The sequence below is a fragment of the Arthrobacter sp. 001422645 genome, assembly GCF_059816125.1.
Genome location: NZ_JCBANT010000002.1, coordinates 67113 through 89749, shown reverse-complemented (window position 1 = coordinate 89749; position 22637 = coordinate 67113). Strand labels below are relative to the sequence as shown.

The following is a 22637-nucleotide window of genomic DNA, read 5'->3' as shown; positions in this document are numbered from 1 at the left end:
CGGCGCCTGCGTGCTAGGCCCCCTCGAGCACCTGACTGGTGGCCCAGGCAAGGTACTTCGCGGCGTTCGCGACGGCGTCGTCCGGGCTCCCCGCCAGGTCCAGCAGCTGCGCAGCGGCCACGACGCCGTGGGCGGCGAGCTCCTCCGGGGTGACCAGGATCCGTCCTGCGACCACAATCACCGGGATCCCGAGGCCTTGCGCGGCATCGGCGAGCGCAATCGGGGCCTTGCCGGTCAGAGACTGGGAATCCATTGACCCCTCCCCGGTGATCACCAGATCCGCCTGCGCCAGTTTGCCGGCCAGTCCGGTGAGTCCGGCCACCAGCTCGAACCCGCCTTCCAGCGCTGCGTCGCTGAACGCCAGGAACGACGCCGGGAAGCCGCCGGCCGCCCCGGCCCCGGGGACGTTGACGTCGCGGCCCGTGGACTCGCGCAGCACCGAGGCCCAGTTGCGGAGTCCGGCGTCGAGCAGTTCCACGGCGTCCTCGTCGGCGCCCTTCTGCGGGCCGAACACGTGGGCGGCACCGTCGCTGCCGTAGAGCGGATTCTGCACGTCGACGGCGATCCGGAACGTGACCGAACCCAGCCGCGGATCGAGGCCGCTGACATCGAGCTGAGCCACGTCCGCAAGTGACCCGCCGCCGAGCGGCACCACGTTGCCCGCCGAATCGAGCGGCTTGAGGCCGAGCGCGCGCAGGGCGCCGCTGCCGCCGTCGCTCATGGCCGAACCGCCCAGGCCCAGCACGACCTCCGTTGCGCCCGCGTCGAGGGCGGCGGCGATCAGCTGGCCGCAGCCGTAACTGTGCGCGCGCAGGGCGTTGGCGGGCGTGGGCTCCATGTGCGCCAGCCCTGAGGCCTGCGCGGTCTCGATCACTGCGGTGGCCCCGCCGAAGGCGTCCTTCCGGATCGCCCACGCCGCGCCCACAGGCGCCAGGATGGGGCCGACGACGGCATTCAGCCGCTCCTCGTACCCGGCGGCGACGGCCGCCTCCAAGGTTCCCTCGCCGCCGTCGGCCACCGGAAACTGGATGGCCTCGGCCTCGGGATAGACGCGCAGGGCGCCTTCGGCGATGGCGGCGGCTGCTTCGGCGGCGGTAAGGGAGCCCTTGAATTTGTCCGGGGCGATGAGAATAAGCATGATTCCATCCTGCCAGTCCCGCAGGCGCTCCCGACGTCGGGACAACGGCGACAGGCCGTCGCGCCGGTAGTAACGTGGCAGCCACACAGAAACGACCCGAATTCAGGGGGCAATGGTGAACGTCAACGGCAAGACCCGACAACACACGACCTGCCAGCCCGGCATGGCCGGGCTTCTGCTCGTCCGGCACGGCGAGAGCCAGGGCAACGTCGCCGCCACACTGGCGCACGAGTCCGGGGCGCACGTCATCAATGTTCCGGCGCGCGACGCCGACGTTGAGCTGTCCGGAACAGGGCGCGAGCAGGCGCTGGCCCTGGGCCGCCTGTTCGCCGGGTTCCCGGAGGACCGGCGGGCCGCCGTGTGGTCCTCCCCATATCTCAGGGCGCGGCAGACGGCGGAACTGGCCGTGCACACCGGGGGCTGGACGACGCAGGTCACGCTGGACGAGAGGCTGCGCGACCGCGAACTTGGCATCCTGGACATGCTCACCTCGGCCGGCGTAGAGGCCAGGCTGCCGCAGGAAGCGGAACGGCGGCGCTGGCTTGGCAAGTTCTATTACCGCCCACCGGGCGGCGAATCGTGGGCAGATGTCGTACTCCGCCTGCGCTCCCTGATCGCCGACCTGGACCGCGCGTACCCCGGCCAGCAGGTGCTCCTGGTCTGCCACGACGCCGTCATCTTGCTGATCCGCTACATCCTGGAAGGGCTGACGGAACGCCAACTGCTGGACCTCGCCGCCTCCACCGCCATCCTCAACGCCTCCGTGAGCCGATTCGTCCGGCCGGACGGCACCGGACCGTGGCGGCTGGAGAGCTTCAACATGGCTGACCACCTCTTGACCGAGGGAGTCCCCGTAACCGAACATGCCGGAGATGCCAATGTCCACCCACGCTAAGGCTGCCCCCGGGGGCGGCCAGGAGCCGGCCCGCCCTGAGCCCGTGACGCCGACCCTGCTGCGGGCCTGGCGGTTGCCCGGCGGGGGCTCCGGCAAGGACGACCGCGGATCGGTGCTGGTGATCGGCGGGGCGCGGATGACGCCGGGCGCCGCCCTGCTCTCCGGGGTGGCCGCGCTGCGCTCCGGCGCCGGACGGCTGACCCTGGCCGTGGCGGAATCCGTGGCTGTGCACCTCGCGGTCGCGCTGCCCGAGGCGGGCGTGCTCAGGCTGCCGGAAACCGCGTCGGGCACGGTCAAGGGCTCTTCGGCAGCCGCCGTCCTCGCGGCACCGGTCGAAGCCGCAGACGCGGTCCTGATCGGCCCGGGCCTGGACGACAAGGACGAGGCCACCGCCTTGCTCCGCGGGCTCCTCAAGGTGCCGGCGGGGAAGCAGCCGCCAGCCATCATCCTCGATGCCTTCGCCCTGGGCAGCCTGCCCGAACTGGCCGGGGAGCTGGGCCCTTGGGCGGGCCGGCTGATCCTGACCCCGAATGTCACCGAGGCGGGCATCCTGCTGGGGCACGACGCCGGGAACCTCGCCCGGGACGTGCCCGAGCTCGCGGAGAAGTACAGTGCGGTGGTGAGCTGCCAGGGTGTGATCGCGCGGCCGGTCGCGGCATCCCGCCGGGCCGGCGCGGCTGAGGGCGGCGGGGCCCGGGCCTCGCTGTGGGAGATCACCACGGGACACAGCGGCCTGGGCACCTCGGGTTCCGGCGATGTGCTGTCCGGCACCATTGCCGGGCTGCGGGCGCGGGGAACCACAGACGCGCAGGCCGCCTGCTGGGGCACCCATCTGCATGCGGCCGCCGGCGACCGGCTCGCGAGCCGACTGGGCGCTCTCGGCTACCTCGCCCGCGAACTCACGGGGGAACTGCCGCCTCTCATGATGGAGCTCAGCTCCTGACCAGACGTGACCGGGGGTCAACCGGCCCAGCGGCCGCGTTCCAGCAGGACGTTCTTGAGCAGGTCCGCGCGGTCGGTGACGATCCCGTCCACCCCAAGGTCCAGCAGGCGTCGCATTTCCGCCTGATCGTTGACCGTCCAGACGTGCACCTGCAGCCCGTGCAGGTGGGCGCGCCGGACGAAGCCGGGCGTCACGACTGGTACGGCGCCGTAGCTGACCGGGACCTGCAGCGCCTGGACCCCCCGGAGCGCACGCCCTGCCGTGAGGCGCAGCAGGGACGCCGGGAGCACCGGGCCCAGCAGGACGAAGAGCGCGTTGGACACGATTCCGGCCGAACCCGCGGCGGGGCGGCTCAACTGCTTGAGCACGGCCCGCCGTCGACGGTCCGAGAAGCTGGCAATCAGCACCCGGTCGTGCAGGCCGTACCGTTCGATCGCCGCCGCCAGGGCGTCCACCGAGTTCCAGTCCTTGACGTCGAGGTTGAGCCGGACGTCCGGGAAGGCCGTGGCGAGTTCCTCGAACAGGGGGATGGGTTCCGTGCCGCCGATCCTTGCCCGGGCCACGGCCTCCGCCGGGAGCTCCGAGATCCGGCCGCGGCCGTCCGTGACGCGGTCCAGGGTTTCGTCGTGGAACAGCAGCAGGACGCCGTCGGCGGTGGTGTGGACGTCCGTCTCGAGATGCCGGAACCCCAGCTCGACGGCGGCGCGGAACGCCGCCATGGAATTCTCCAGGCCATCCCGGGAGAAGCCGCGGTGGGCCATGGCCAGGGGAAGATCAGGGCCGTCGCCACCGGCAGAACCGGAGGCAAAAAACGGGTGCGGGGTGCTCACACCTGAAGCCTATCCGAGCCCCGCGGGCCTCGCGGGCCTGCCGGCGCAGGTCAGTTGGCGGGCGGGAGGATCTCCACGCCGTCGCTGCAGTGCAGCAGCGTGCGGCCCCGGCCGCCGTCGAGGTCCACCCAGACGGCGGTGTGGTCCGCCGTTACGGCTTCCACCCGGCCACCGGTTTCGTAGCCCGGCGCCAGCCGCACGCTGACGCGGTCGCCCCGCTGCAGGCTTTTCCAGTGCGCGTCCGGCGCCGCCGGGCGCAGGGGCGTGTCGTCCATGTTCTTCGTGCGGTACCTGGCCATGATTTCCCACCGTCAGTCAGCTGATCCGTCGTGAGCTGTCAGCGTAGGACGCCAAGGTGAACGCCAGTTGACCGGGAGCTGGGAGTCCGGTGACTGCGGGTCAGGGCAACCGGACGCCCAGGGCAGCCAGCTTCGCCTCGAGGATCTGGGCGACGCCGTCGTCGTCAAAGTGCGGGGCCTGCTGCCCGGCGGCGAGGATGGCTTCCGGGTGGCCGCTGGCCATCGCGTAACCGTCGCCGGCCCAGCGCAGCATCTCGATGTCGTTGGGCATGTCCCCGAAGGCCACGACGTCGGCGGAGTCCACGCCAAGGGAGGCCGCATATTCGGCGAGTGTGACGGCCTTGTTCACACCGGGCAAGGACAGCTCCAGCAGGGCCATGTTCGGCGCCGAATGCGTCGCGGCGGCCAGGTGAGCGACGGCGGGGGTCACCTCAGCCAGGAACTCGTCGGCCGTCCCCTCCCGGACGATGGCCATGAACTTCACCACGGTGTCTACGGCCGTAAGGGTGCTGTGCAGCGGCGCGGGGGTCACCTCAGCCAGCAATGCGCTGCTGCCGGAGTTGAGGAACCCCGGTTCCAGGTGGAAGCCGGTCAGTGTCTCGGCGGCGAAGACGGCGGAGGGGCGCAGACGCTGGATGATGCGGCGCGCCTCGAAGACGGCGTCGAGCTGCAGACCCCGGGCCGACACAAGGCGGTCCGCCTCAAGGTCCCAGACGACGGCACCGTTGGAGCAGATGACCGTTCCGGTGTGGCCCAGCCGGTCCTGCAGCGGGTGGAGCCAGCGCGGAGGGCGGCCCGTGACGAAGACCAGTTCGACGCCGGCCTCCCGGCACGCGTGAAACGCCCGGACGGTCCGGTCACTGATTTTGCCGTCGTGGCCGAGGATCGTTCCGTCAATGTCACTTGCTACCAGCCGCATACCGCCAGTCTACGTTGGCGGTGCCTGCCTCGGCGCGGGGCAGGGCCCTGGGGCTGCACGGAACCGTGTCCTGTGCGGCCGACGTCGCCGACGTCGAACTCAGCGCGGCTCAGCGCTCGTAGATACCGGTCAGGCTCGCCTTGGCCAGGGTGTGCGGGGCGAGCTTCGCTTCGAGTTTCGCGGGGTGGGCTCCGGCGTCGAGCCCGGAGTGCGCTGTACCGAGGGCGTGGACCGTGACGATGTACCGGTGCGGGCCATGGCCCCTGGGCGGCGCCGCCCCGAGGTAACCGGTGGCGCCGCCGTCGTTCTTCAGCTGGAAGGCGCCGGGCGGCAGGTGCCCGTGGCGAGATCCCGCCCCGGCCGGCAGGGAAGTGACGTCCGCGGGGAGGTCCAGCACTGCCCAGTGCCAGAAACCGCCGCGGCCGGGGGCGTCGGGGTCGAACACGGTGACGGCGTAGCTCAAGGTCCCAGCAGGGGCGCCGCTCCAGCTCAGCTGCGGAGACTCGTCCCTGGCGCCAGCACCGGTTGAGGCGCCGCGCTGGGCCGGCGGGAGGGTCTGACCGTCCTGGAATGACTCACTGCTGACGCGGAAGGACGGGGCATCGTGGTGTGTCATGGCTGCCTTTCAGTTGCTGGGGAGTTCTGCACTTTCAGCATCGTGACCCGTTTTCTTGGGTGCCTGCGCGTCGGCCTCCATCCGGTTCAGTTCCGCGCGGGTGGGCGGGTTGGCGCCGGCCCGGGACACGGTGACGGCGGCGGCCCGGGCGGCGTGGGCCAGGAGATCCCGGAGGCTCTCGGCGGAGAGCCCGCGCAGGTCCTTGCGGTTCTGCGCCCCGTCCAGACCCAGGTCCACGATGGCGGACAGCAGCGCCGCCATGAAGGAATCCCCGGCGCCCACGGTGTCGGCCACTTTCACGGACGGCGCGGGGAAGTCCGCCTCGCCGGCGGCGTTCACGCCCCAGGGCCCCCGGGCGCCGCGCGTGACCACCACCATGGCGGGGCCTTCCGAACCGCCGAGCGACAGCCAGCGCCGGGCCGAGTCCAACGGATCCTCGCCCGGGTACAGCCACTCGAGGTCCTCGTCCGAGGCCTTGACCACGTCAGCCAGGGTGACGAACTTTTCCGCCTGCCGGCGAGCGTAGTCGACGTCGGCGATGATGCTGGGCCGGCAGTTGGGGTCAAAGCTGATGGTCGCCAAGGGATGGGCATGCTCGACGGCGGAGAGCACCTCGGCGGCGCCCGGGGCCAGCATCGTGGCAATCGAACCGGAATGCAGCAGCGTCGTTGCCTGCAACATAAACGGCAACCGGTCCGCAAGCCCGGGAAGCTCCCACGCGAGCTCGAACGTGTAGCTGGCGGCGCCGTCGTCGTCGATCAGGGCGGTGGCCACGGACGTGGGGAGCTCGTCCGGGCCCACCGGGAGGAGCACCGAGCTGGACTTCAGGTGGGCGGCCACCGATTCGCCGTAGGCGTCGCGTCCGTAGCGGCCGATGAACTGCACCGGATGGTCCAGCCGGGCCAGCCCCACGGCGACGTTGAGGGGGCTGCCGCCCACGTGGGCCTGGATACCGGAGGAACGCTGGACCACATCAACCAGGCCCTCGCCTATAACTGTGAGCATGCTCATACTCTGCCAGAGAACGCGGGCCGGTGCCCCAGTGTTTCGGCGGGCCTAGCCGCCACCGAAGGCGACCCCCGACTTTTCCAGCTGGATCCCGGCGGCCTCCGCGTCGTCGAACCTCGCATCGATGAGGACCACATCCCTGCCGGCGCGCTGCAGCAGGCTCGCGGCGATGCCGGCCCGGTAGCCGGAGGTGCAGTGCACCCACAGCCTCCCGACGGGGAGATCGGCCAGGCGCGGCAGCAGTTCGTGCAGCGGGACATTGACGGCCCCCGCCACCCGCGAGGCGGCGTACTCCTCGGTCCGCCGCACGTCGACGACGGCGTCAGCGCCGCCGGAGCGGGTGGCCGGGACGCCGTCCCAGCCCACGCAGGGAAAGGACGCGACGGCGGCGCGGGGCGCCAAGGCGTGCGGGTCCGTGCCGAGGGCGGCGTCGGGCGAGTCGATCCCGATGCGGGCGAGGTCGCGGATGGCGTTCTCCACGTCGGCGCGGGATCCGACGAGGGTCAGTTGCTCCCCCCACGGCATCACCCAGCCGAGGTAGGTGCTGAAGCTGTTCCCGTAGCCAAAGCTCACGCTTCCCTTGAGGTGGCTGCTGGCGAAGGCCACGTGGCGGCGCAGGTCCACCACCCACTCACCCGCCTCCAGCCGGCGCATGAGCTCCCCTGCGTCGAGGGCTTCCGGCACGGTCAGGTCGGCGGGGCCGGGGCCGGCGGTGTTGGTGACCCCCATGTGGGCGTAGTAGGAGGGGTAGGCCGTGAGGTTGGCGATGAGTTCCTGGACGAAGTGGTCCTCGTCGGGATCCGTCAGGGCGTGGTTGCTGGTGAGCTGTTCGCCGATGGTGGACGATCCGGCTCCGCTGGCCGGGCCGGAGGAGCAGAAGGACCCGAAACCGTGGGTCGGGAACAGGCCGGCGCCGGGAGCGGCTTCCCCGGCGAGGCGGCGCACCGAGGCGTACTGGTCATGGGTCAGGCCGAGCGTGTCCTCGGTGCCGACCAGGTCCGTGCGCCCCACCGAGCCGTAGAGGAGGCTTCCGCCGGAGAAAACGGCCTGCTGCTCGCCGTCGTTCACGATAAAGGACAGGTGGGTGTGGGTGTGGCCAGGTGTCGCGACGGCTTTGACCGACAACGCACCGACCCGGACGGTCTGCCCGTCCGCGATCGGCTGCCGCTCGAAGGTAACCGGGTCCGCGGCGTTCACGAGGTAGCTCGCGCCGTGCGCCCTGGCCAGTTCGAGCCCGCCGGTGAGGTAATCGTTGTGGATGTGCGTCTCGGCGACATGGGTGATTCGCACGCCTGCGCCGCGCGCGGCCGCCTCGACACGGTCCGTGTCCCGCTGGGGGTCGATGACCAGTGCCACGGAGCCGTCATGGACGAGGTAACTGCGGTCCCCGAGTTGTGTGGTCTCGATGACGATGACGTCCATGATTCACTCCTGCGGTCCGGCGATCCGTGCCTCTCGCTTCCATGGTCAAACCCCTGAGGGTATGAGCGCAAGCCTCGTGCGTCGTGCGCCGGGCTGGATGGACCGGCTGGATGGATCGGCTGGATGGCCTGGGCTACCGGGCGGTGCCGTCCTGCTGGTACACGTCCGGGATCCCGTCGTGGTCGGAGTCGACTTTCTCTTCCTCTTCGGCCTTCCGGTACTGCCGGTTCCGGGTCCGCAGCACCGCCATTGCCAGCAGCGCCGCCAGCACGGAAGCCGTGAGGATGCCCACCTTGGCGTGGTCGTCGTGGAGGCTGCCGTGGCCGAAGCTCAGCTCCGCCACGAGGAGCGAAACCGTGAAGCCGATGCCGGCCAGCAGGGACACTCCAAAGACGTCGATCCACTTGAAGCTCGTGTCCAGCCGGGCTTTGGTGACCTTGGTGAGCAGCCAGGTGGTGCCCATGATGCCGAGCGGCTTGCCGAGGACCAGGGCCATGATGATGCCGACAGCCACCGGGTCAGTCAGGGCCGAGCCGAGCCCTTCCCAGCCGCCCACGGCCACACCGGCAGAGAAAAACGCGAAGATCGGAACGGCGACGCCGGCCGAGATCGGGCGGAACCGGTGCTCGAAGACCTCCGCGAGGCCCGGGCCGGCCTCCGGGCCGCCGCTGGCCTTCGAACGCAGGACCGGGACGGCGAAGCCGAGCAGCACACCGGCCACAGTCGCGTGGATCCCGGAGGCGTGGACGAGGGCCCAGGTGACGGCACCCAGCGGCAGCAGGATCAGCCACGCGGCCGACGCCTGGATTTTGAAGAAGCGCCGGTACCTATGCGCCAGATAGGTGTAGATGCCCAGGGGAATCAGTGCCAGCAGCAGCGGCATGGGCTGGAGGTCGCTGGTGTAGAAGACGGCGATGATGGTGATGGCGATCAGGTCATCCACGACGGCCAGGGTGAGCAGGAAGATCCGCAGGGCGCTGGGCAGATGCGAGCCGATGATGGCCAGCACAGCGACGGCGAAGGCGATATCGGTGGCGGTGGGGATTGCCCAGCCGCGGAGGGTCTCCGGGCTGGCAAAGTTGACGATCGTGTAGATGATGGCCGGGATGGCGACGCCGCCCACGGCCGCCGCGACCGGCACGATCGATTTGTTGATCTGCCGCAGGTCCCCGGCGATGAACTCGCGCTTGAGTTCGAGGCCCACCAGGAAGAAGAAGATGGCGAGCAGCCCGTCGGCCGCCCACGCGCCCAGGCTCAGTTCCAGGTGCCAGGGTTCGTAACCGAATTTGAAGTCCCGCAGGGCGAAGTAGCTCTCGGACGCCGGCGAGTTGGCCCAGATGAGTGCGATCACGGCCGCCGCGACGAGCAGGGCGCCGCCGACCGTCTCCTTGCGGAGGATCTCGCCGATCCGGAGGGATTCGGCGTAGCTGCCACGGCCGAAGATCGTCAAACGCGGCCGGGTGGGAGGGGGTGTGGGGCTCATGCGGAGTCCTAAAATTTGGGTCGACTGAACTATGCCGACCAGACTTCCCGGCGCACCTGCGTCCCAGTCTAGTGGGTCAGGGCATGGTGCTGAACCGTTCGGCCTTGGCTTTGCTGCCCTGGACGATGATCTGGTCGTCGTCGTACAGCACCGTCTGCGCCGTCGTGTGCCCCCAGGTGCCGCCGGGACGCTTGACGGCCACGATGGTGACGCCGAACTTGTCCCGGAGTCCGAGCACGCCCAGCGGCCGGTCCCGGACGGCGGAGGGCGGGCTGGTGCGGATCATCACGAAGTCGTCCTCGAATTCCACGTAGTCAAGGATTGAACCGAGGACCAGGTGTGCGACGCGCCTGCCCATGTCGTGTTCGGGCCGGATGACGTGCTCGACGCCGAGCTGGCCCAGGATCTCGGCGTGCGGTTCACTGATGGCCTTCGCCCAGATCTGGGGGCGCTGGAATTTCAGGATCCGTGATGTCGTCAGGATGCTGGCTTCGATGTCCGAGCCGATTCCGACGACGGCACGGTCGAATTCGTGGACCGAGAGCTGGCGCAGTGCCTCTTCCTTGGTGGAGTCGGCCCTGACCACGTGGGTGAGGCGCCCGTTGAAGGACTGGACGATTTCCTCGCTGGCGTCGATGCCGAGGACCTCGGTACCCTGCGCCTCCAGTTCCAGGGCCAGCGAGCCGCCGAAGCGACCCAGGCCGATGACCACCACCGAGGACGCCTTGTCACTGGCGGCGGCGGAGTGGGACGAGAAGATATTCCTAGCCAATGAGGGGCCTTTCCTTGGGGTATTCATAGAGCAGGGGTCGTTCGCGCAGGGCCAGTGCCGCGCCCAGCGTGACCGGGCCCAGCCTCCCAACGAACATCAGCAGGATCAGTACGAGCTGTCCGGCCGGCGGCATGCCGGCCGTGATCCCGGTGGACAGCCCCACCGTGGCGAAGGCCGAAACGACCTCGAACAGGATCCGTTCCTGCCCGAAGTCGGTGATCAGCATCAGGAACATCGTGGACCCGGTGACCAGGGCGATCGCCAGCAGCACCACGGTAATGGCCTGGCGGTGCACAGCGCGGGAAAGCCGCTTGCCGAAGATGTTCACGGCCGTCCCGCCCTGCAGCTCGGTGCTGAGAATGAAGAACAGCACGGCGAACGTCGTGATTTTCAGGCCGCCGGCCGTACCGGCCGGGCCGCCGCCGATGAACATCAGGATGTCCATGCCCAGCCACGACACCGGATCCATCTGGGCAATGTCGATGCTGTTGAAGCCGGCGGTGCGGGTAATGACGGACTGGAAAAAGCCGGCGAGCACGCGCTCGGCGGGATGGAGGCCGCCCAGTGTGGCCGGGTTGGCCCATTCAACGGCAGTGAGGAACACGGTCCCACCGGCCAGGAGGACGGCCGAGCCGACGACGACGAGTTTGGTGTTCATGCTCCAGAGGATCGGACGCCGGTACTGCCGGCCCAGTTCGAAGAGGACCGGGAATCCGAGTCCGCCGATGATCACGGCGGCCGCGATCGGCAGGCAGATCCAGGGATCTCCGACGAACCCCATGAGGTTGTCCGAGTACAAGGCAAAGCCGGCGTTGTTGAAGGACGAGATCGAATGGAACACCCCGTGCCAGAGCGCGTCGCCCAGCCCGTAGCCGTAACCGGCCCTGAAGCGGACCGCGAGAATCAACGCCAGCACTGTTTCCACGATCACACTGATGAGCAGAACACCGACCAGCACACGGCGGACGTCGCCGAAGCCGCTGCTTTTCGTCTCGGCGGCGGCAGATATCCGGGATTTCAGGCCCAGCCGACGGGCGGTCAGGACCCCAAGCAGCGTGCCGAAGGACATCACACCGAAGCCGCCGACCTGGATGAGGACCAGGATGACCACCTGTCCGAAGCCGCTCCAGAAGACAGGAGTGTCCACGGTGATCAGGCCGGTGACGCAGACGGCGGACGTGGCAGTGAACAGCGCCTCCAGCAGGCTGGCTCCGCCCCCGCCGGCCTTGGCCACCGGGAGCAACAACAGTCCGGTCCCGACGGCGACGGCCGCGGCGAAGCCCAGCACGATCACCTGGGCGGGGTGGCGTGGTGCGAACGCCCGGATGAACCGGTTGAAACCCGCAGTCAGGGCGCGCAGAACCGCGGGAACTTCGACTTGCATAGGCGCCACGCTATCACCGGCCGCGCGGCCGTGCGTCCGTGGCTGACAGAGGTCAGCCGAGCAGCAGCTGCACCAGTTCGCGGCACTTCCGGTACGCGGCGGCCTTCGGGTCAATCAGGGCGAAGTGGTCGCCCGGGACCTTCAGGAGCTGGACCGGGGCGCCGGCGGCCTTGGCTGCCGCCGAATAGGAGTCGGACTGGCTCACGGGGACGCTGTCATCGTCCGTGCCGTGAACGGCATAGACAGGGATCTTCAGCGGCACAGCGCTCATCGGATCGGCATACTTATGCCGTTTGGGGTATTTTTCCGAGGAGCCGCCCAGCAGGTTGCTGACCGCGCCGTTACTGAGGTTCAGCCGTTCAGCTTCAGCGAGGTTGAGCAGACCGGACTGGCTGACGACGCCAGTCAGGTGCACCGCGCCGCCGTCGTCCTTGCGGATCAACTGCCGGTCCGCGTCAGGGGCGCCGAGCTGGGCAAGGCGGCCCCGCCCCGCAGCCCAGACCGCGAGGTGCCCGCCGGCGGAGTGCCCCAACGCCACGACCCGGTCCAGGTCAAGGCCGTGCTCACCGGCGATCTCGCCGAGTTTGTCGATGCCGGCCAGCACGTCGGAGAAGGTGTGCGGCCAGCCTCCGCCGTTCCCGGCGCGGCGGTACTCCAGGTTCCAGGCCGCCATGCCGTGCGCCGCGAGGTCCTTGGCCAGGGGTTCGCCGAGTTCCGCGCCGTACTGTGAGCGCCAGTATCCGCCGTGGATGACCACCACCACACCCTTGGTGCCGGCTGCCTCCGGCAGGAAGAGTTCCCCCCACTGGCTGGAGTCATCGCCGTAGCTGTACCTTTGCCGCTTCACACTGTCCTCCTTGGGGCCCGGTGAACAGGCGGCGGAGACTGCCCCCAGAGTCACCGTCGCTGCGGCCGCGATTAGAGCCCGACGCCGCACATCAGCCATGTGCCGAGCCTACCTTGAGCGCCGCGCGGCAGGGTGCAAGGCGGCATCGGGCTCGGGTTGGCCGCGGGCCGTCACCGCGGGGGTGTCAGCCCGCCGCCGTCGTACCCCGGCCGTAAGCTGGACGCATGGCGAGTAACTGGGATCGACTGGACCCGAAACTGCGCGAGTCCGTGCAGGAAAACGTGGAACTCTACGAGCGGGTGCGTCCTGCCCTGAAGCTGGTCACCCGCGAGGTCCTGCTGACGCTGCGGAGCATGCTCAAGGGCACCGAGGTGACGCCGCTGTTCGTTACCGGGCGCACCAAGACGGTCGAGTCCTTCCGCGAGAAGATCTCCCGCACTGAGGAGCCCCTGGAACCGGGCGGTCCGCCGGTGCTGAAGTTCCCGGATCCGTTCCGGACCCTGAATGACATGGTGGGCGTCCGCGTGATCACGAAGCTGCCGGCGGAAAACGCGGTGGTGGCCAACATCATCAAGCGCCAGCGCCAGCTCTTCGACTGCCGCGGCGACCGCGAGAAGGATATCGGCTCCATCGAGTCGGGGACCTACGGCTATTCCAGCCGCCACCTGATCCTGCGGACCATCCAGAACGAGGCGGTTAAGGAGTACCAGCAGGCCTTCAACCCGGAGGTCCCGGCGAACGGCAGCTACTTTTTCGAATGCCAGATCCGCACTGTTTTCGCGCACGCCTGGAGCGAGATCGAGCACGATATCCGCTTTAAGGCCGAGGACCCGCGGGCGTGGACCCCGCACTTCGACCGCCAGTTCACCGCCACCGCGGCCATGCTGGAAACCGTGGAGGGTGCCTTCGCTGACCTGCACGAACGTTACGAAGAGGTCCGCAGTTACTGGGACATGGACGGCGAAGGGGCAGCCCAGCTCACGCCGAACCGGATCCGCGACGTCTGGCGCACTCTCCTGCCGCACGTGGACCGGAAGGTCGACGACGACTGGGGCTGGGCCGCCGAGCTGATGGCCGCCCACGGCCTCAACCAGACCATGCAGCTGGCCGGGCTGCTGAGCGCCAACCGGATCACCGAGGTCCGCAGGGCCCTGGACCACCGCTACTCCCCCGGCCCGGACCGGCTCCTCGATGACCTGCTGCTCTGGCAGTACGGCACCAAACACATCGACCTCACCGCCGAACCGGCCGACGCCGTCCCGCACCCGCGGCGCGACAGCCTCCTGCGCCGTCTTAAGCAGATCGAGCGGTACCGCCTGACCCAGGGGTAGGCCGCCGGGCCCGCCCCTGTTAGGCGAACCGTGCCAGTGGGTTCTGCAGCCGGCCGGCCATCTGCAGTCCGCCTGAGGGGTCGGCCAGGTCCAGCATCTGCTGGTTGTTGCGCAGCTGCAGCCGGTTGAGGCAGGACAGCGGAAAATCCGAGGCGAACAGCTCATGCCGGGCAAACTGCTCCGCGAGCTCGGGGTGCTCGCCCTGGTACTCCCGGAGGACGGCCGCGGCGGTCCGCCAGAATTCCTCACCGCTGAGCGTGCCGTCTTCCTCCAGCAGCGCGCTGACGAACCGGAAGATGCAGTCGAAGACGTCGGTGAAAATCGCCAGGACCTTCTCCTCGTCGGGGATCTCGGCCTTGATCCTGGCGACGTCGTCGGGCAGCTCCAGCCGGTCACCCATCACCACGATCTCCTCAGCGATGTCCTTCATGATGGCGCTGACCGGCACGCCATCCTCGAGAATCAGGATGACGTTTTCGCCGTGCGGCATAAACGCCAGCTCGTAGGCATAGAGGCAGTGGACCAGCGGGACGAGATACGCCTCGAAATACCGGCGCAGCCACGCCGTGGGCGCCAGCCCGGAACGCTCGATCAGCGCGGACACCATGGGTCTTCCCGCGGCGTCGACGTGGAGCAGGGACGCCATGGTGGCCAGTTGCTGCCCGTCCTCCAGGAGCGGCACGGGGCTTTCCCGCCACAGCGCGGACAGCATCTTCCGGTACGGTGAACCCTTCGCCGACGCGGCCTCGTAGTGGCCGTTGTGATAGCCGATGGCGGCCACCTCGCGGATGAGCGTCAGCCGGCGCTTCTGCAGGGCGGCGTCGCCGAGGATCAGGTCGCGGAGCCAGTCGTTGATGGCCGGGGTGGCCTTCATGTACTGCGGCGACAGCCCCCTCATGAACCCCATGTTCAGCACGGACATGGCCGTCTTGACGTAGCACTTCTCCGGCGACACCGTGTTGAAGAACGTCCTGATGGACTGCTGGGCCTGGTAGCTGTCCGCTCCTATCCCCAGATGGACGATGCGCTCCTGCGCTATTTCGGCCGCAAACGTCACCGTCAGCTTGTTGTCCCACTGCCACGGGTGGACCGGCATCAGGAAATAGTCCGCCGGGTCCAGGGCCCGGGCGCCCAGCTCTTCGTCGAAGTACGCGACGGCGGACGCCCCCAGTTCGGCGTCGAGGTGGTTCCGGTAACTGAGGCCCTCGGCGGACGTGAAGACAGCCTGGTTCCGGTGCACCGCGATCCACTCGAGCTGCACGGGGGCGCCGGCCTCCGGGGCGAAGGAGCGGTAATCCGCGATGCCGAATCCCAGCCGGCCGTTGTTGGCCACAAAACAGGGGTGGCCCTCGGTCATGCTCCGTTCGATGGTTTGGAAATCGATGGCGGCATCCGCCCCGCCGGTCACCCCGGCTGCCAGTTCAGCGGAGGAGGGCTGGCCCATCCACTGCTTGTAGGCGTGGCTGGAGAGCGTGCTGCTGATTTCCTCGAGGTAGACCGGGAGCATCTCCTCGCGGATCCCCAGGGTGTCCCGGAACTCGGTAATGAATCGCAGGGCATCGAGCTCCGCCTCCCCTTGGGGACATGCCCATTCTTCGGCCGCTGGCGCGGGCATGTCGGGATATGCCCGTGCCTCGAGGCGGCGGATGGACATGTCCACGATGGACCAGTGGTCGAGCTCCAGTTTCCGGGCCGAAAACCGGTACTCCACCGAGCCGTCGTCGCTGGTGACGCGGTAGCGGGCGGGCTCCGCGGCAACGGGACCGGGCCCCAGGAGTTCCGGCGTGAGGATCCGTTCATGCGAGAACTCGGCAAGGGCCTTGCGGACCACGTGCCGGTTGGCGACGGCCCAGCGTTCGGGGGTCAGGTGGACGGTTGCGTTGCCGGCCGTGAGGACGGATTCGAGTTCAGCGGTGGTCATAGCGGGGCTCCCTGGCGGATCGGGGATGAATGGAGGTTAACGCGGGCAGCGTGGAAGGCCTCCCGGGTACAGAAGCTGAGCAGCGCAGTCTTGCCGGGCAGGACCACCTCCCCGGCAGGCTGAAAGCCAAGCCGCGCGTTGAGGGCATGGATTTTGTGGTTCCGGGCGTCAGGCTCAACCACCACGCGCCCCACGCCCGGGTCGGCGAACAACCGGTCCAGCACCGCCTCCATCACCCGGGTGGTGAAGCCGGTCCGGACCGGCCCCTCCGGCGGGCCGACCAGCAGATGCATCCCGATATCGCCGGACTGCGTGGCGTACACACCGGCCAGCGGCGACAGCGGCGGAAGGTACTCCTCCATCAGGAAGGCGGGGACGCCGCCGTCGAGCCCCATCAGCGCATGGTGGTGGCCGGTGGACTGGATCGTCGCGTACTCCTCCGCGACGTCCTGCACGGTGGCGGACTGCATCCCCCAAAAGGAGGCATAGGGCCGGGTGACCCAGCTGTGGAGGAGGGGTGCGTCGGTGTCCGGGTCGAAGCAGCGGAAGGTGAAACTCATGCGTTCACTCCTGCCGGCTCACGGTCAGCAGCCTTTCGGACGCCGCCCGGGAACCCGGCGGGCTCCCGCGTTCCGAACTGCTGGAACGCGATGCTTTGTTCCACCGGGTAGACCTCGCGGCCGGTGATGTCTCGCAGGATGCAGGAATTGCGGTAGGCGGCCATGCCCAGATCGGGCGTCACGAACCCGTGGGTGTGCAGCTCGGCGTTCTGGACGAAGATCTCGCCGGGTTCGACGCCGGTGCTGTAGTTGCGGTCGACGGCGAACCTGCCGAGGCTGTCCCGGGCGATGCGGTCCTGCACGCCGGCAAGGAACTCCGGCTCCCGGTAGCCGTACCCGGTGGCGAGCACCACGGCGTCGGTCTCCAGCGAGTAGTCGGTGTCCTGCTCCTCGTGCCGCAGCTGCAGGGTGTGGGAGCCGGTTGCCGGGTTCCAGGACGCGCCGGTGAGCGCCGAGTGCGTCAGCAGCCGGGTCTCCACGATGCCCGGGAGGCTCTTGGCATACAGGAGGTCGTAGATGGCGTCGATGAGCTCGGAGTTGATGCCCTTGTAGAGGCTCTTCTGGCTCTTGACCAGGCCGTCGCGCCGTTCCTGCGGGAGCGCGTGGAAGTAATCCACGTATTCGGGCGACGTCATTTCAAGGGTCAGTTTGGTGTACTCGAGCGGGAAGAACCGGCCCGAGCGGGTAACCCAGTTCAGCCGGTAGCCGTGGGCGTCGATCTCCTGCAGCAGCTCGTAGTAGATTTCGGCAGCGCTCTGGCCGCTGCCCACGATCGTGATGCTCCGCTGCTGCAGCAGTTCACTCTTCCGCGGCAGGTACTCGGCGTTGTGGAGGACCAGTCCGCCGGCGTCGACTATGCCGTCGCAGGCCGCCGGCACGTAGGGCGAGGTGCCGGTGCCCAGGACCAGCCGCCGGGCGTGCAGCACCTCCGGCCCGTCCGGGCCTTCCAGCGCCAGCCGGTACACGCCGTCGTCGTAACCGATCTCCCGGACGTCCGTGTCGAACCGGACGGAATCCAGCTGGCCCGCCACCCACTGGCAGTACTGGTTGTACTCGGCGCGCAGCGGATAGAAGTTCTCCCGGATGTAGAACCGGTACAGCCGTCCGGTCTGCTTGAGGAAGTTCAGGAACGAGTATGGCGACGTCGGGTCCGCCAGGGTGACCAGGTCGGCCATAAACGGAACCTGCAGGTGCGCGGGCTCCAGCATCATGCCCGGGTGCCAGTCGAAGGATTCCCGGCGTTCCAGGAAAACACCGTCCAGCCCGTCGACAGGTTCGCTCAGCGCGGCGAGGCCCAGGTTGAACGGCCCGACGCCGATCGCGGCGAAATCGTGGACGCGCCGGCTTGCGCTCTGGTTGCCTGCGTTCATGCCGACACCTCCGCGTCCTCGAGCAGCAATGCCCCGGTGGTCCGGAGCAGGTCAATGATGCTGCGGATGTCCTCCACGCGGGCCTCGGCGTTCAGCAGGGTGAACTTCAGGTAGTGCCGGCCCGCCACGGTGGTCCCCGCCACCACGGCCTCGCCCGAGGAGAAGACGGCGGAGCGGATGTCCTGGTTGAGGCGGTCCGCCGTGTCCTCGGCCAAGCGGCTCCCGTCCGGTTGCCGGGGGCGGTACCGGAACACGAGCGTGCTCAGTTGCGGCGCTGCGGCGAGCTCAAAGTCCGGATCCGAGGCCAGGACCTTAGCCACGCTCGACGCCAGGTCGATGGCCCCGTCGAAAAGCGCCCCGAGGGCATCGGCGCCCATGATCCGCAGCGTCAGCCAGAGCTTCAGGGCGTCAAAACGGCGGGTGGTCTGGATGCTTTTGTCCACCTGGTTGGGGCGGTCGACGGCGGAGGCCGGGTTCAGGTAGTCGGCGTGGTAGGTCACGTGCCGGAGGGTCGCCGCGTCGCGGACCAGCAACGCGCTCGAGCTGACCGGCTGGAAGAAGGTCTTGTGGAAGTCTACGGAGACCGAATCCGCCCGGTGGATCCCGTCCAGCAGATGCCGGTGCCGCGCGGACACCATGAGCCCGCCGCCGTACGCCGCGTCCACGTGGAACCAGGCACCATGCTCACGGGCCGCCGCGGCCAGCTCGTCGAGGGGGTCGATCGCCCCGAAGTCGGTGGTGCCGGCCGTTGCCACCACCGCCATGGGCACGAGGCCTTCGTTGCGGGCGTGCGCCAGTTCCCCGCCCAGCGCCACGGGATCCATCCGGTGCTCCGGGCCGCAGGGCACGGACACGACGGCGTCGTACCCCAGTCCCAGCATGGACGCCGACTTCCGGATGCTGAAGTGGCTGTCCGCCGAGGTGAAGATGCGCAGCTTCTCCAGAAGGGAAGGCAGCCGGAGCCCGTCATTTTCCGGGTCGAGCTTCAGCCACTCCACGGCCTGGTTCCGTGCCAGCAGGAGGGCCTGGAAATTGGACTGGCTCCCGCCCGAGGTGAACACGCCGTCGGCGGAGCCGCCCAGCTGGAGCTGCCCGGCTGCCCATGAGATGAGCCTGCGTTCGATCATGGTGGCGCCCGCGCTCTGGTCCCAGGTGTCCATTGAGGAATTCACCGCGGACAGGACAGCCTCGGCGACGAGTGCCGGGATCACGACGGGACAGTTCAGATGCGCTGCGTACTTGGCGTCGTGGAAGTAGACGGCGTCCCGGAGGTAGAGGCCCTCCAGCTCGTCAAGGGCAGCGGCGGTATCCGCCAGCGGGGTGCCAAGGTCCACGGCGTGGACGCGGCTCTTGAGCTCGGCGGGCGTGGCCCCGGTAAAGGGGCGGGTGCACTGGGAGACTTTGCCGGCCACCGCCTCGACACCCTCAAGAACCCGGGCCGTGTAGCCGTCTGCATTGCGGGCGTTGAAGAGGTGGGCGGTGGCATTGTGCAGCAGCTGTGCCGGTGAACCGGGTCCGGTCTCGGGGCCGGGAGACAGGGGGTGAAAATCCGCGGGAATGACGGGCGCCACAGAAAGATCCTTTGTTTGACGTGAGTAGCATCGACTAAGCTAACCCTTACTTAGGTGAACCTTAACGTCAAACTTGTGTGACTTAATTCCCGTCGGGGACGGCTAACGAGTGGAAAGGATGAGTGCCGCCTCCGGATTATGGCGGGCGCTACCGGTGGGCGTAGGTGAGGCAGTCAGCGTTGTCGACGCCTGGACCCACGTGCACCTCGGTCGCCTTGCACATCAGGTGGTCGTTATGGGCGCATTCGGAACGCTGGCAGGCACCGACGTCGGCCAGCACCTTGGGCAACCCGCCGTGAACGCCGATATCGATGAATGTGGCGCAGGAGGCGTGATCCTCGGCCCCGCCGACGGTGATGGCTGCGGCGTTGCAGTTGGAGTGGTCGTTAAAGGAGCAATTGGTCACACTGCAGTCGGCTACATGCGTCGTCATGGGATATTCCTCCGTGCTCCGGCCACCCGGGCTGGCGGCTCAGTGTGTCCACGGTAGGCCCGTCCACGGCAAACAAAAAGACCCAATTGTGTTACCTAATGCCGGCGAGCTCGACTAGCGCGCTACGCCATGGGGCTCCGGAACCGGGCGACGTACTTCCGCTGCCACGGGGTCTCGCTGGCGCCCCGGCGATAGTGTGCGCGCACGAAGGCCACGGCCTCCGCGGGCGGGACGCCGTCGAGGATGGCCAGGCAGGCCAGGGCGGTTCCGGTCCGCCCGCGGCCGCCCCAGCAGGCGACTTCAACCCGCTCGGTCTCGGCTCGGCGCCACGCCTCCATAAGGGCGTCCAGGGTGTCGGCGTCGTCGGCCGGCAGGCCGAAATCCCGCCAGCGGACCCAGCGGGATTCCCAGGCCACCGGCGCCGGACGGTTTCCCAGCAGGTACAGGCCAAACACGGGCCGCGGGCCGGCCGGAATCGGCCTGATCAGCCCCCGGCCGCGGACAAGCCGGCCAGACGGGAGTTCAAGGACTCCCTCCTTGCCCGGCTCCCAGGTCTCCGTCATGATCCCGAGCGTAGTCCTTCCGCCGGCGACACGCACCGCACGCTCCCGCCCGGTTACTCCCCGGCCGGTACCCGAAGACCGGCCAAAAACCTCGGACACATCGGTGTCTTCCGGGTCCGGGCAGAAGTAACTGGGCGGGAACGCAGCCTAGTGGCCGGCGCCGAGCTTGCCGCCGAGGCGTTCGCGCATCAGGATGCTGGCGTCGTTGAGGCCGATGACCTTCACGTCTTTGCCGTGATGGTGGTATTTCTCGGTGATGGCGTCCAGCGCTGCGATGGTGGACGCGTCCCACAGGTGCGAGGCGTGCATGTCGATGACCACGTGCTCGGGATCCAAGGCGTATTCGAACTGGGTGTAGAGGTCGTTGGAGGAGGCGAAGAACAGCTCTCCGTCCACGACGTAGGTGGCCGTTTCGTGGCCGCCGATGGTTTTGACGGTCCGTTCCACGGTGACGAAGTGGGCCACGCGGCGGGCGAACATCACCATGGCCACGAGTACGCCGACTCCGACTCCGATCGCGAGGTTGTGGGTGGCGACGGTGACGATGACGGTGGCGAGCATGACCGCGGTTTCGCTCTTGGGCATCATCTTCAGGGTCCGGGGGTGGATGCTGTGCCAGTCGAAGGTGGCGACGGAAACGAAGATCATCACGGCCACCAAGGCGGCCATGGGGATCAGGGACACAATGTCGCCGAGAACCACCACGAGAATGAGCAGGAAGACACCGGCGAGGAATGTCGAGATCCTTGTGCGGGCGCCTGAGGCCTTGACGTTGATCATGGTCTGGCCGATCATCGCGCAGCCGCCCATGCCACCGAAGAAGCCGGTGACGATGTTCGCGACGCCCTGCCCCCAGGCCTCGCGGGTCTTGGGTGAGCGGGTGTCCGTGGTGTCGTCCACGAGCTTGGCGGTCATGAGGGATTCCAGCAGCCCCACGAACGCCATGGCCAGCGCGAACGGGAAGATGACCTGCAAAGTTTCGAGCGTGAACGGCACGTTGGGCACGAACAGCGACGGCAGCGAGTCCGGCAGCGCACCCTTGTCCCCCACCGTGGGGACCGCGACGGCGGCCAGGACGGTCATGAGGGTCAGCACAATGATCGCGACGAGCGGGGCGGGCACGGCCTTGGTGAGCCGGGGCAGGCCGAAGACGATCAGGAGGCCCGCCGCGGTGAGCGGATAGACCAGCCACGGCACGCCGATCAGCTCAGGGACCTGGGACAGAAAGATCAGGATGGCCAGGGCGTTGACGAAGCCCACCATCACTGAGCGGGGAATGAAGCGCATCAGCTTCGCCACGCCGGACAAGCCCAGGATGATCTGGAAGATGCCGGCCAGGATGACGGCGGCGACGAGGTAGTCCAGGCCGTGCGACTTCACCAGCGGGGCGATCACGAGGGCAACGGCGCCGGTGGCCGCCGAAATCATCGCGGGACGGCCGCCGACAAAGGCGATCGTCACCGCCATGGTGAAGGACGCGAACAGCCCGATCCTTGGGTCCACGCCGGCAATGATCGAAAACGCGATGGCCTCCGGGATGAGCGCCAGCGCGACGACGAGCCCGCCGAGGACCTCGGTTTTGAGCCGGCGCGGTGACCTCAGGGTCAACCGGACGGATTGCAGCTGTTCTGGAGTGAACGCCGGAGGGTGTTCGGCTTTTGCGACGGCCATTGCTGGCTCCGTTCGTGGTCAAGAAGACGCGCGACGGCGGCTTCGTTCTGCTAATGATTGAGGGGCGCAGCGCCGCGCCGGCATGAGGGGGAATTAGTCTCTAAGGTCTCAACCCCACCACCCAAACCCTACCCTAACGTGATGGTAGGGTTTAAATCAGAACAGAACGGAGACCCTGATGACGGCTAAAACCGGCAGCACCAGCACCAGCACCATGCACATCGGCGAATTGGCGGACAGGACCGGCCTGTCACTGCGGACCATCCGTCACTATGACGACGTCGGGCTACTGCCCGCGACGGCGCGCACCGACGGCGGCTTTCGCGTCTATTCAGAGGATGATTTCGAGCGTCTGATGGTTATCAAGCAGATGAAGCCGCTGGGGTTCTCACTGGAGGAAATGGCCGAGATCCTGGGTCTTCTTGCGAACGGACCGGGCGCGCCAGGATCTGCCGCGCGTCTCGCGGGAATCCTGGAACAGGCCGCACACCAGCGCGCCAAAATGGCCCGCAACCTCGCGCAGGCGGACGACTTCATCGCCATGCTAGGGCGCATCACCGCATAGGCACGCTCTACTGTCCGGTCAGCGGTACGCCAGCGAACCTCCTAAAATCGGACATATTCTCGGACCGGGCAGTCACGAACTGGCTTAGGTGTGGTC

The 22637-nt window shown here is 68.3% G+C and carries 22 protein-coding genes; 4 read left to right on the top strand and 18 right to left on the bottom strand.

The features are described 5' to 3' along the window. Positions 1-13: 13 nt before the first annotated feature. Positions 14-1138 carry a glycerate kinase gene (locus tag AC6EUH_RS03760; protein ID WP_499737856.1) on the bottom strand — a complete coding sequence of 375 codons (1125 nt, stop codon included), beginning with the start codon at positions 1136-1138 and terminating at the stop codon, positions 14-16. A gap of 112 nt (positions 1139-1250) precedes the next feature. Here AC6EUH_RS03760 and AC6EUH_RS03755 point away from each other — a divergent pair, with 112 nt between their 5' ends. Both AC6EUH_RS03755 and AC6EUH_RS03750 read left to right on the top strand, forming a co-directional pair. Next, the gene (locus AC6EUH_RS03755) at positions 1251-2033 is read left to right on the top strand and encodes a histidine phosphatase family protein (protein ID WP_499737855.1); all 783 of its coding nucleotides are present in this window, start codon (positions 1251-1253) and stop codon (positions 2031-2033) included. Continuing rightward, positions 2017-2976, top strand: coding sequence for an ADP-dependent NAD(P)H-hydrate dehydratase (locus tag AC6EUH_RS03750; protein ID WP_499737854.1), 960 nt, complete (start codon positions 2017-2019; stop codon positions 2974-2976). Before AC6EUH_RS03755 ends, AC6EUH_RS03750 begins: the two co-directional genes overlap by 17 nt. A 17-nt stretch (positions 2977-2993) precedes the next feature. Here the strand turns inward: AC6EUH_RS03750 and AC6EUH_RS03745 are convergent, their stop codons facing one another. From AC6EUH_RS03745 to AC6EUH_RS03700, 10 genes are all read right to left on the bottom strand, one after another. Then, positions 2994-3806: a glycerophosphodiester phosphodiesterase family protein gene (locus AC6EUH_RS03745; protein ID WP_056428363.1), complete on the bottom strand. Its 813-nt coding sequence runs from the start codon at positions 3804-3806 to the stop codon at positions 2994-2996. A gap of 50 nt (positions 3807-3856) precedes the next feature. After that, positions 3857-4105, bottom strand: coding sequence for a hypothetical protein (locus tag AC6EUH_RS03740; protein WP_056428366.1), 249 nt, complete (start codon positions 4103-4105; stop codon positions 3857-3859). Between the two features lie 100 nt (positions 4106-4205). Next, positions 4206-5024, bottom strand: a complete 819-nt coding sequence (locus AC6EUH_RS03735; protein ID WP_056428368.1) for an HAD family hydrolase — start codon at positions 5022-5024, stop codon at positions 4206-4208. 109 nt (positions 5025-5133) lie between these two features. Further along, the gene (locus AC6EUH_RS03730; protein ID WP_499737853.1) at positions 5134-5640 is read right to left on the bottom strand and encodes a YbhB/YbcL family Raf kinase inhibitor-like protein; all 507 of its coding nucleotides are present in this window, start codon (positions 5638-5640) and stop codon (positions 5134-5136) included. Between the two features lie 9 nt (positions 5641-5649). Next, entirely contained in the window at positions 5650-6645 is a 996-nt protein-coding gene (locus AC6EUH_RS03725) for a carbohydrate kinase family protein (protein ID WP_499737852.1), read from the bottom strand. 51 nt (positions 6646-6696) lie between these two features. After that, positions 6697-8070, bottom strand: coding sequence for an MBL fold metallo-hydrolase (locus tag AC6EUH_RS03720; protein ID WP_499737851.1), 1374 nt, complete (start codon positions 8068-8070; stop codon positions 6697-6699). Positions 8071-8203: 133 nt separating this feature from the next. Next, positions 8204-9553: a Na+/H+ antiporter NhaA gene (gene nhaA, locus AC6EUH_RS03715; RefSeq protein WP_499737850.1), complete on the bottom strand. Its 1350-nt coding sequence runs from the start codon at positions 9551-9553 to the stop codon at positions 8204-8206. 76 nt (positions 9554-9629) lie between these two features. Continuing rightward, the gene (locus tag AC6EUH_RS03710) at positions 9630-10325 is read right to left on the bottom strand and encodes a potassium channel family protein (RefSeq protein WP_235500165.1); all 696 of its coding nucleotides are present in this window, start codon (positions 10323-10325) and stop codon (positions 9630-9632) included. Beyond that, positions 10318-11709, bottom strand: a complete 1392-nt coding sequence (locus AC6EUH_RS03705) for a TrkH family potassium uptake protein (RefSeq protein WP_499737849.1) — start codon at positions 11707-11709, stop codon at positions 10318-10320. The genes AC6EUH_RS03710 and AC6EUH_RS03705 overlap by 8 nt, the downstream gene beginning before the upstream one ends. 52 nt (positions 11710-11761) lie before the next feature. Beyond that, positions 11762-12556, bottom strand: a complete 795-nt coding sequence (locus AC6EUH_RS03700; protein ID WP_499737848.1) for an alpha/beta hydrolase — start codon at positions 12554-12556, stop codon at positions 11762-11764. Between the two features lie 224 nt (positions 12557-12780). Between AC6EUH_RS03700 and AC6EUH_RS03695 the strand changes: the two genes are divergently transcribed. Beyond that, the gene (locus AC6EUH_RS03695) at positions 12781-13887 is read left to right on the top strand and encodes a GTP pyrophosphokinase (protein ID WP_056428387.1); all 1107 of its coding nucleotides are present in this window, start codon (positions 12781-12783) and stop codon (positions 13885-13887) included. 19 nt (positions 13888-13906) lie between these two features. Here the strand turns inward: AC6EUH_RS03695 and AC6EUH_RS03690 are convergent, their stop codons facing one another. From AC6EUH_RS03690 to AC6EUH_RS03660, 7 genes are all read right to left on the bottom strand, one after another. Continuing rightward, positions 13907-15808: an IucA/IucC family protein gene (locus tag AC6EUH_RS03690; RefSeq protein WP_499737847.1), complete on the bottom strand. Its 1902-nt coding sequence runs from the start codon at positions 15806-15808 to the stop codon at positions 13907-13909. Beyond that, positions 15805-16368, bottom strand: coding sequence for a GNAT family N-acetyltransferase (locus AC6EUH_RS03685; protein ID WP_056428394.1), 564 nt, complete (start codon positions 16366-16368; stop codon positions 15805-15807). Before AC6EUH_RS03685 ends, AC6EUH_RS03690 begins: the two co-directional genes overlap by 4 nt. Further along, the gene (locus AC6EUH_RS03680) at positions 16365-17738 is read right to left on the bottom strand and encodes a lysine N(6)-hydroxylase/L-ornithine N(5)-oxygenase family protein (RefSeq protein WP_056428396.1); all 1374 of its coding nucleotides are present in this window, start codon (positions 17736-17738) and stop codon (positions 16365-16367) included. The genes AC6EUH_RS03685 and AC6EUH_RS03680 overlap by 4 nt, the downstream gene beginning before the upstream one ends. Then, positions 17735-19309: a pyridoxal phosphate-dependent decarboxylase family protein gene (locus tag AC6EUH_RS03675; protein ID WP_499737846.1), complete on the bottom strand. Its 1575-nt coding sequence runs from the start codon at positions 19307-19309 to the stop codon at positions 17735-17737. The genes AC6EUH_RS03680 and AC6EUH_RS03675 overlap by 4 nt, the downstream gene beginning before the upstream one ends. Before the next feature lie 148 nt (positions 19310-19457). Next, the gene (locus AC6EUH_RS03670; protein WP_056428399.1) at positions 19458-19742 is read right to left on the bottom strand and encodes a DUF1540 domain-containing protein; all 285 of its coding nucleotides are present in this window, start codon (positions 19740-19742) and stop codon (positions 19458-19460) included. A 122-nt stretch (positions 19743-19864) separates the two neighbouring features. Continuing rightward, entirely contained in the window at positions 19865-20305 is a 441-nt protein-coding gene (locus AC6EUH_RS03665) for a protein-tyrosine phosphatase family protein (RefSeq protein ID WP_499737845.1), read from the bottom strand. A gap of 147 nt (positions 20306-20452) precedes the next feature. After that, positions 20453-21976 (bottom strand): SulP family inorganic anion transporter, encoded by a 1524-nt coding sequence (locus tag AC6EUH_RS03660; protein ID WP_499737844.1) that lies wholly within the window; start codon positions 21974-21976, stop codon positions 20453-20455. Between the two features lie 178 nt (positions 21977-22154). Between AC6EUH_RS03660 and AC6EUH_RS03655 the strand changes: the two genes are divergently transcribed. Further along, complete coding sequence (locus tag AC6EUH_RS03655; protein ID WP_499737843.1) at positions 22155-22541, top strand: helix-turn-helix domain-containing protein; 387 nt, start codon at positions 22155-22157, stop codon at positions 22539-22541. Positions 22542-22637 lie beyond the last annotated feature (96 nt).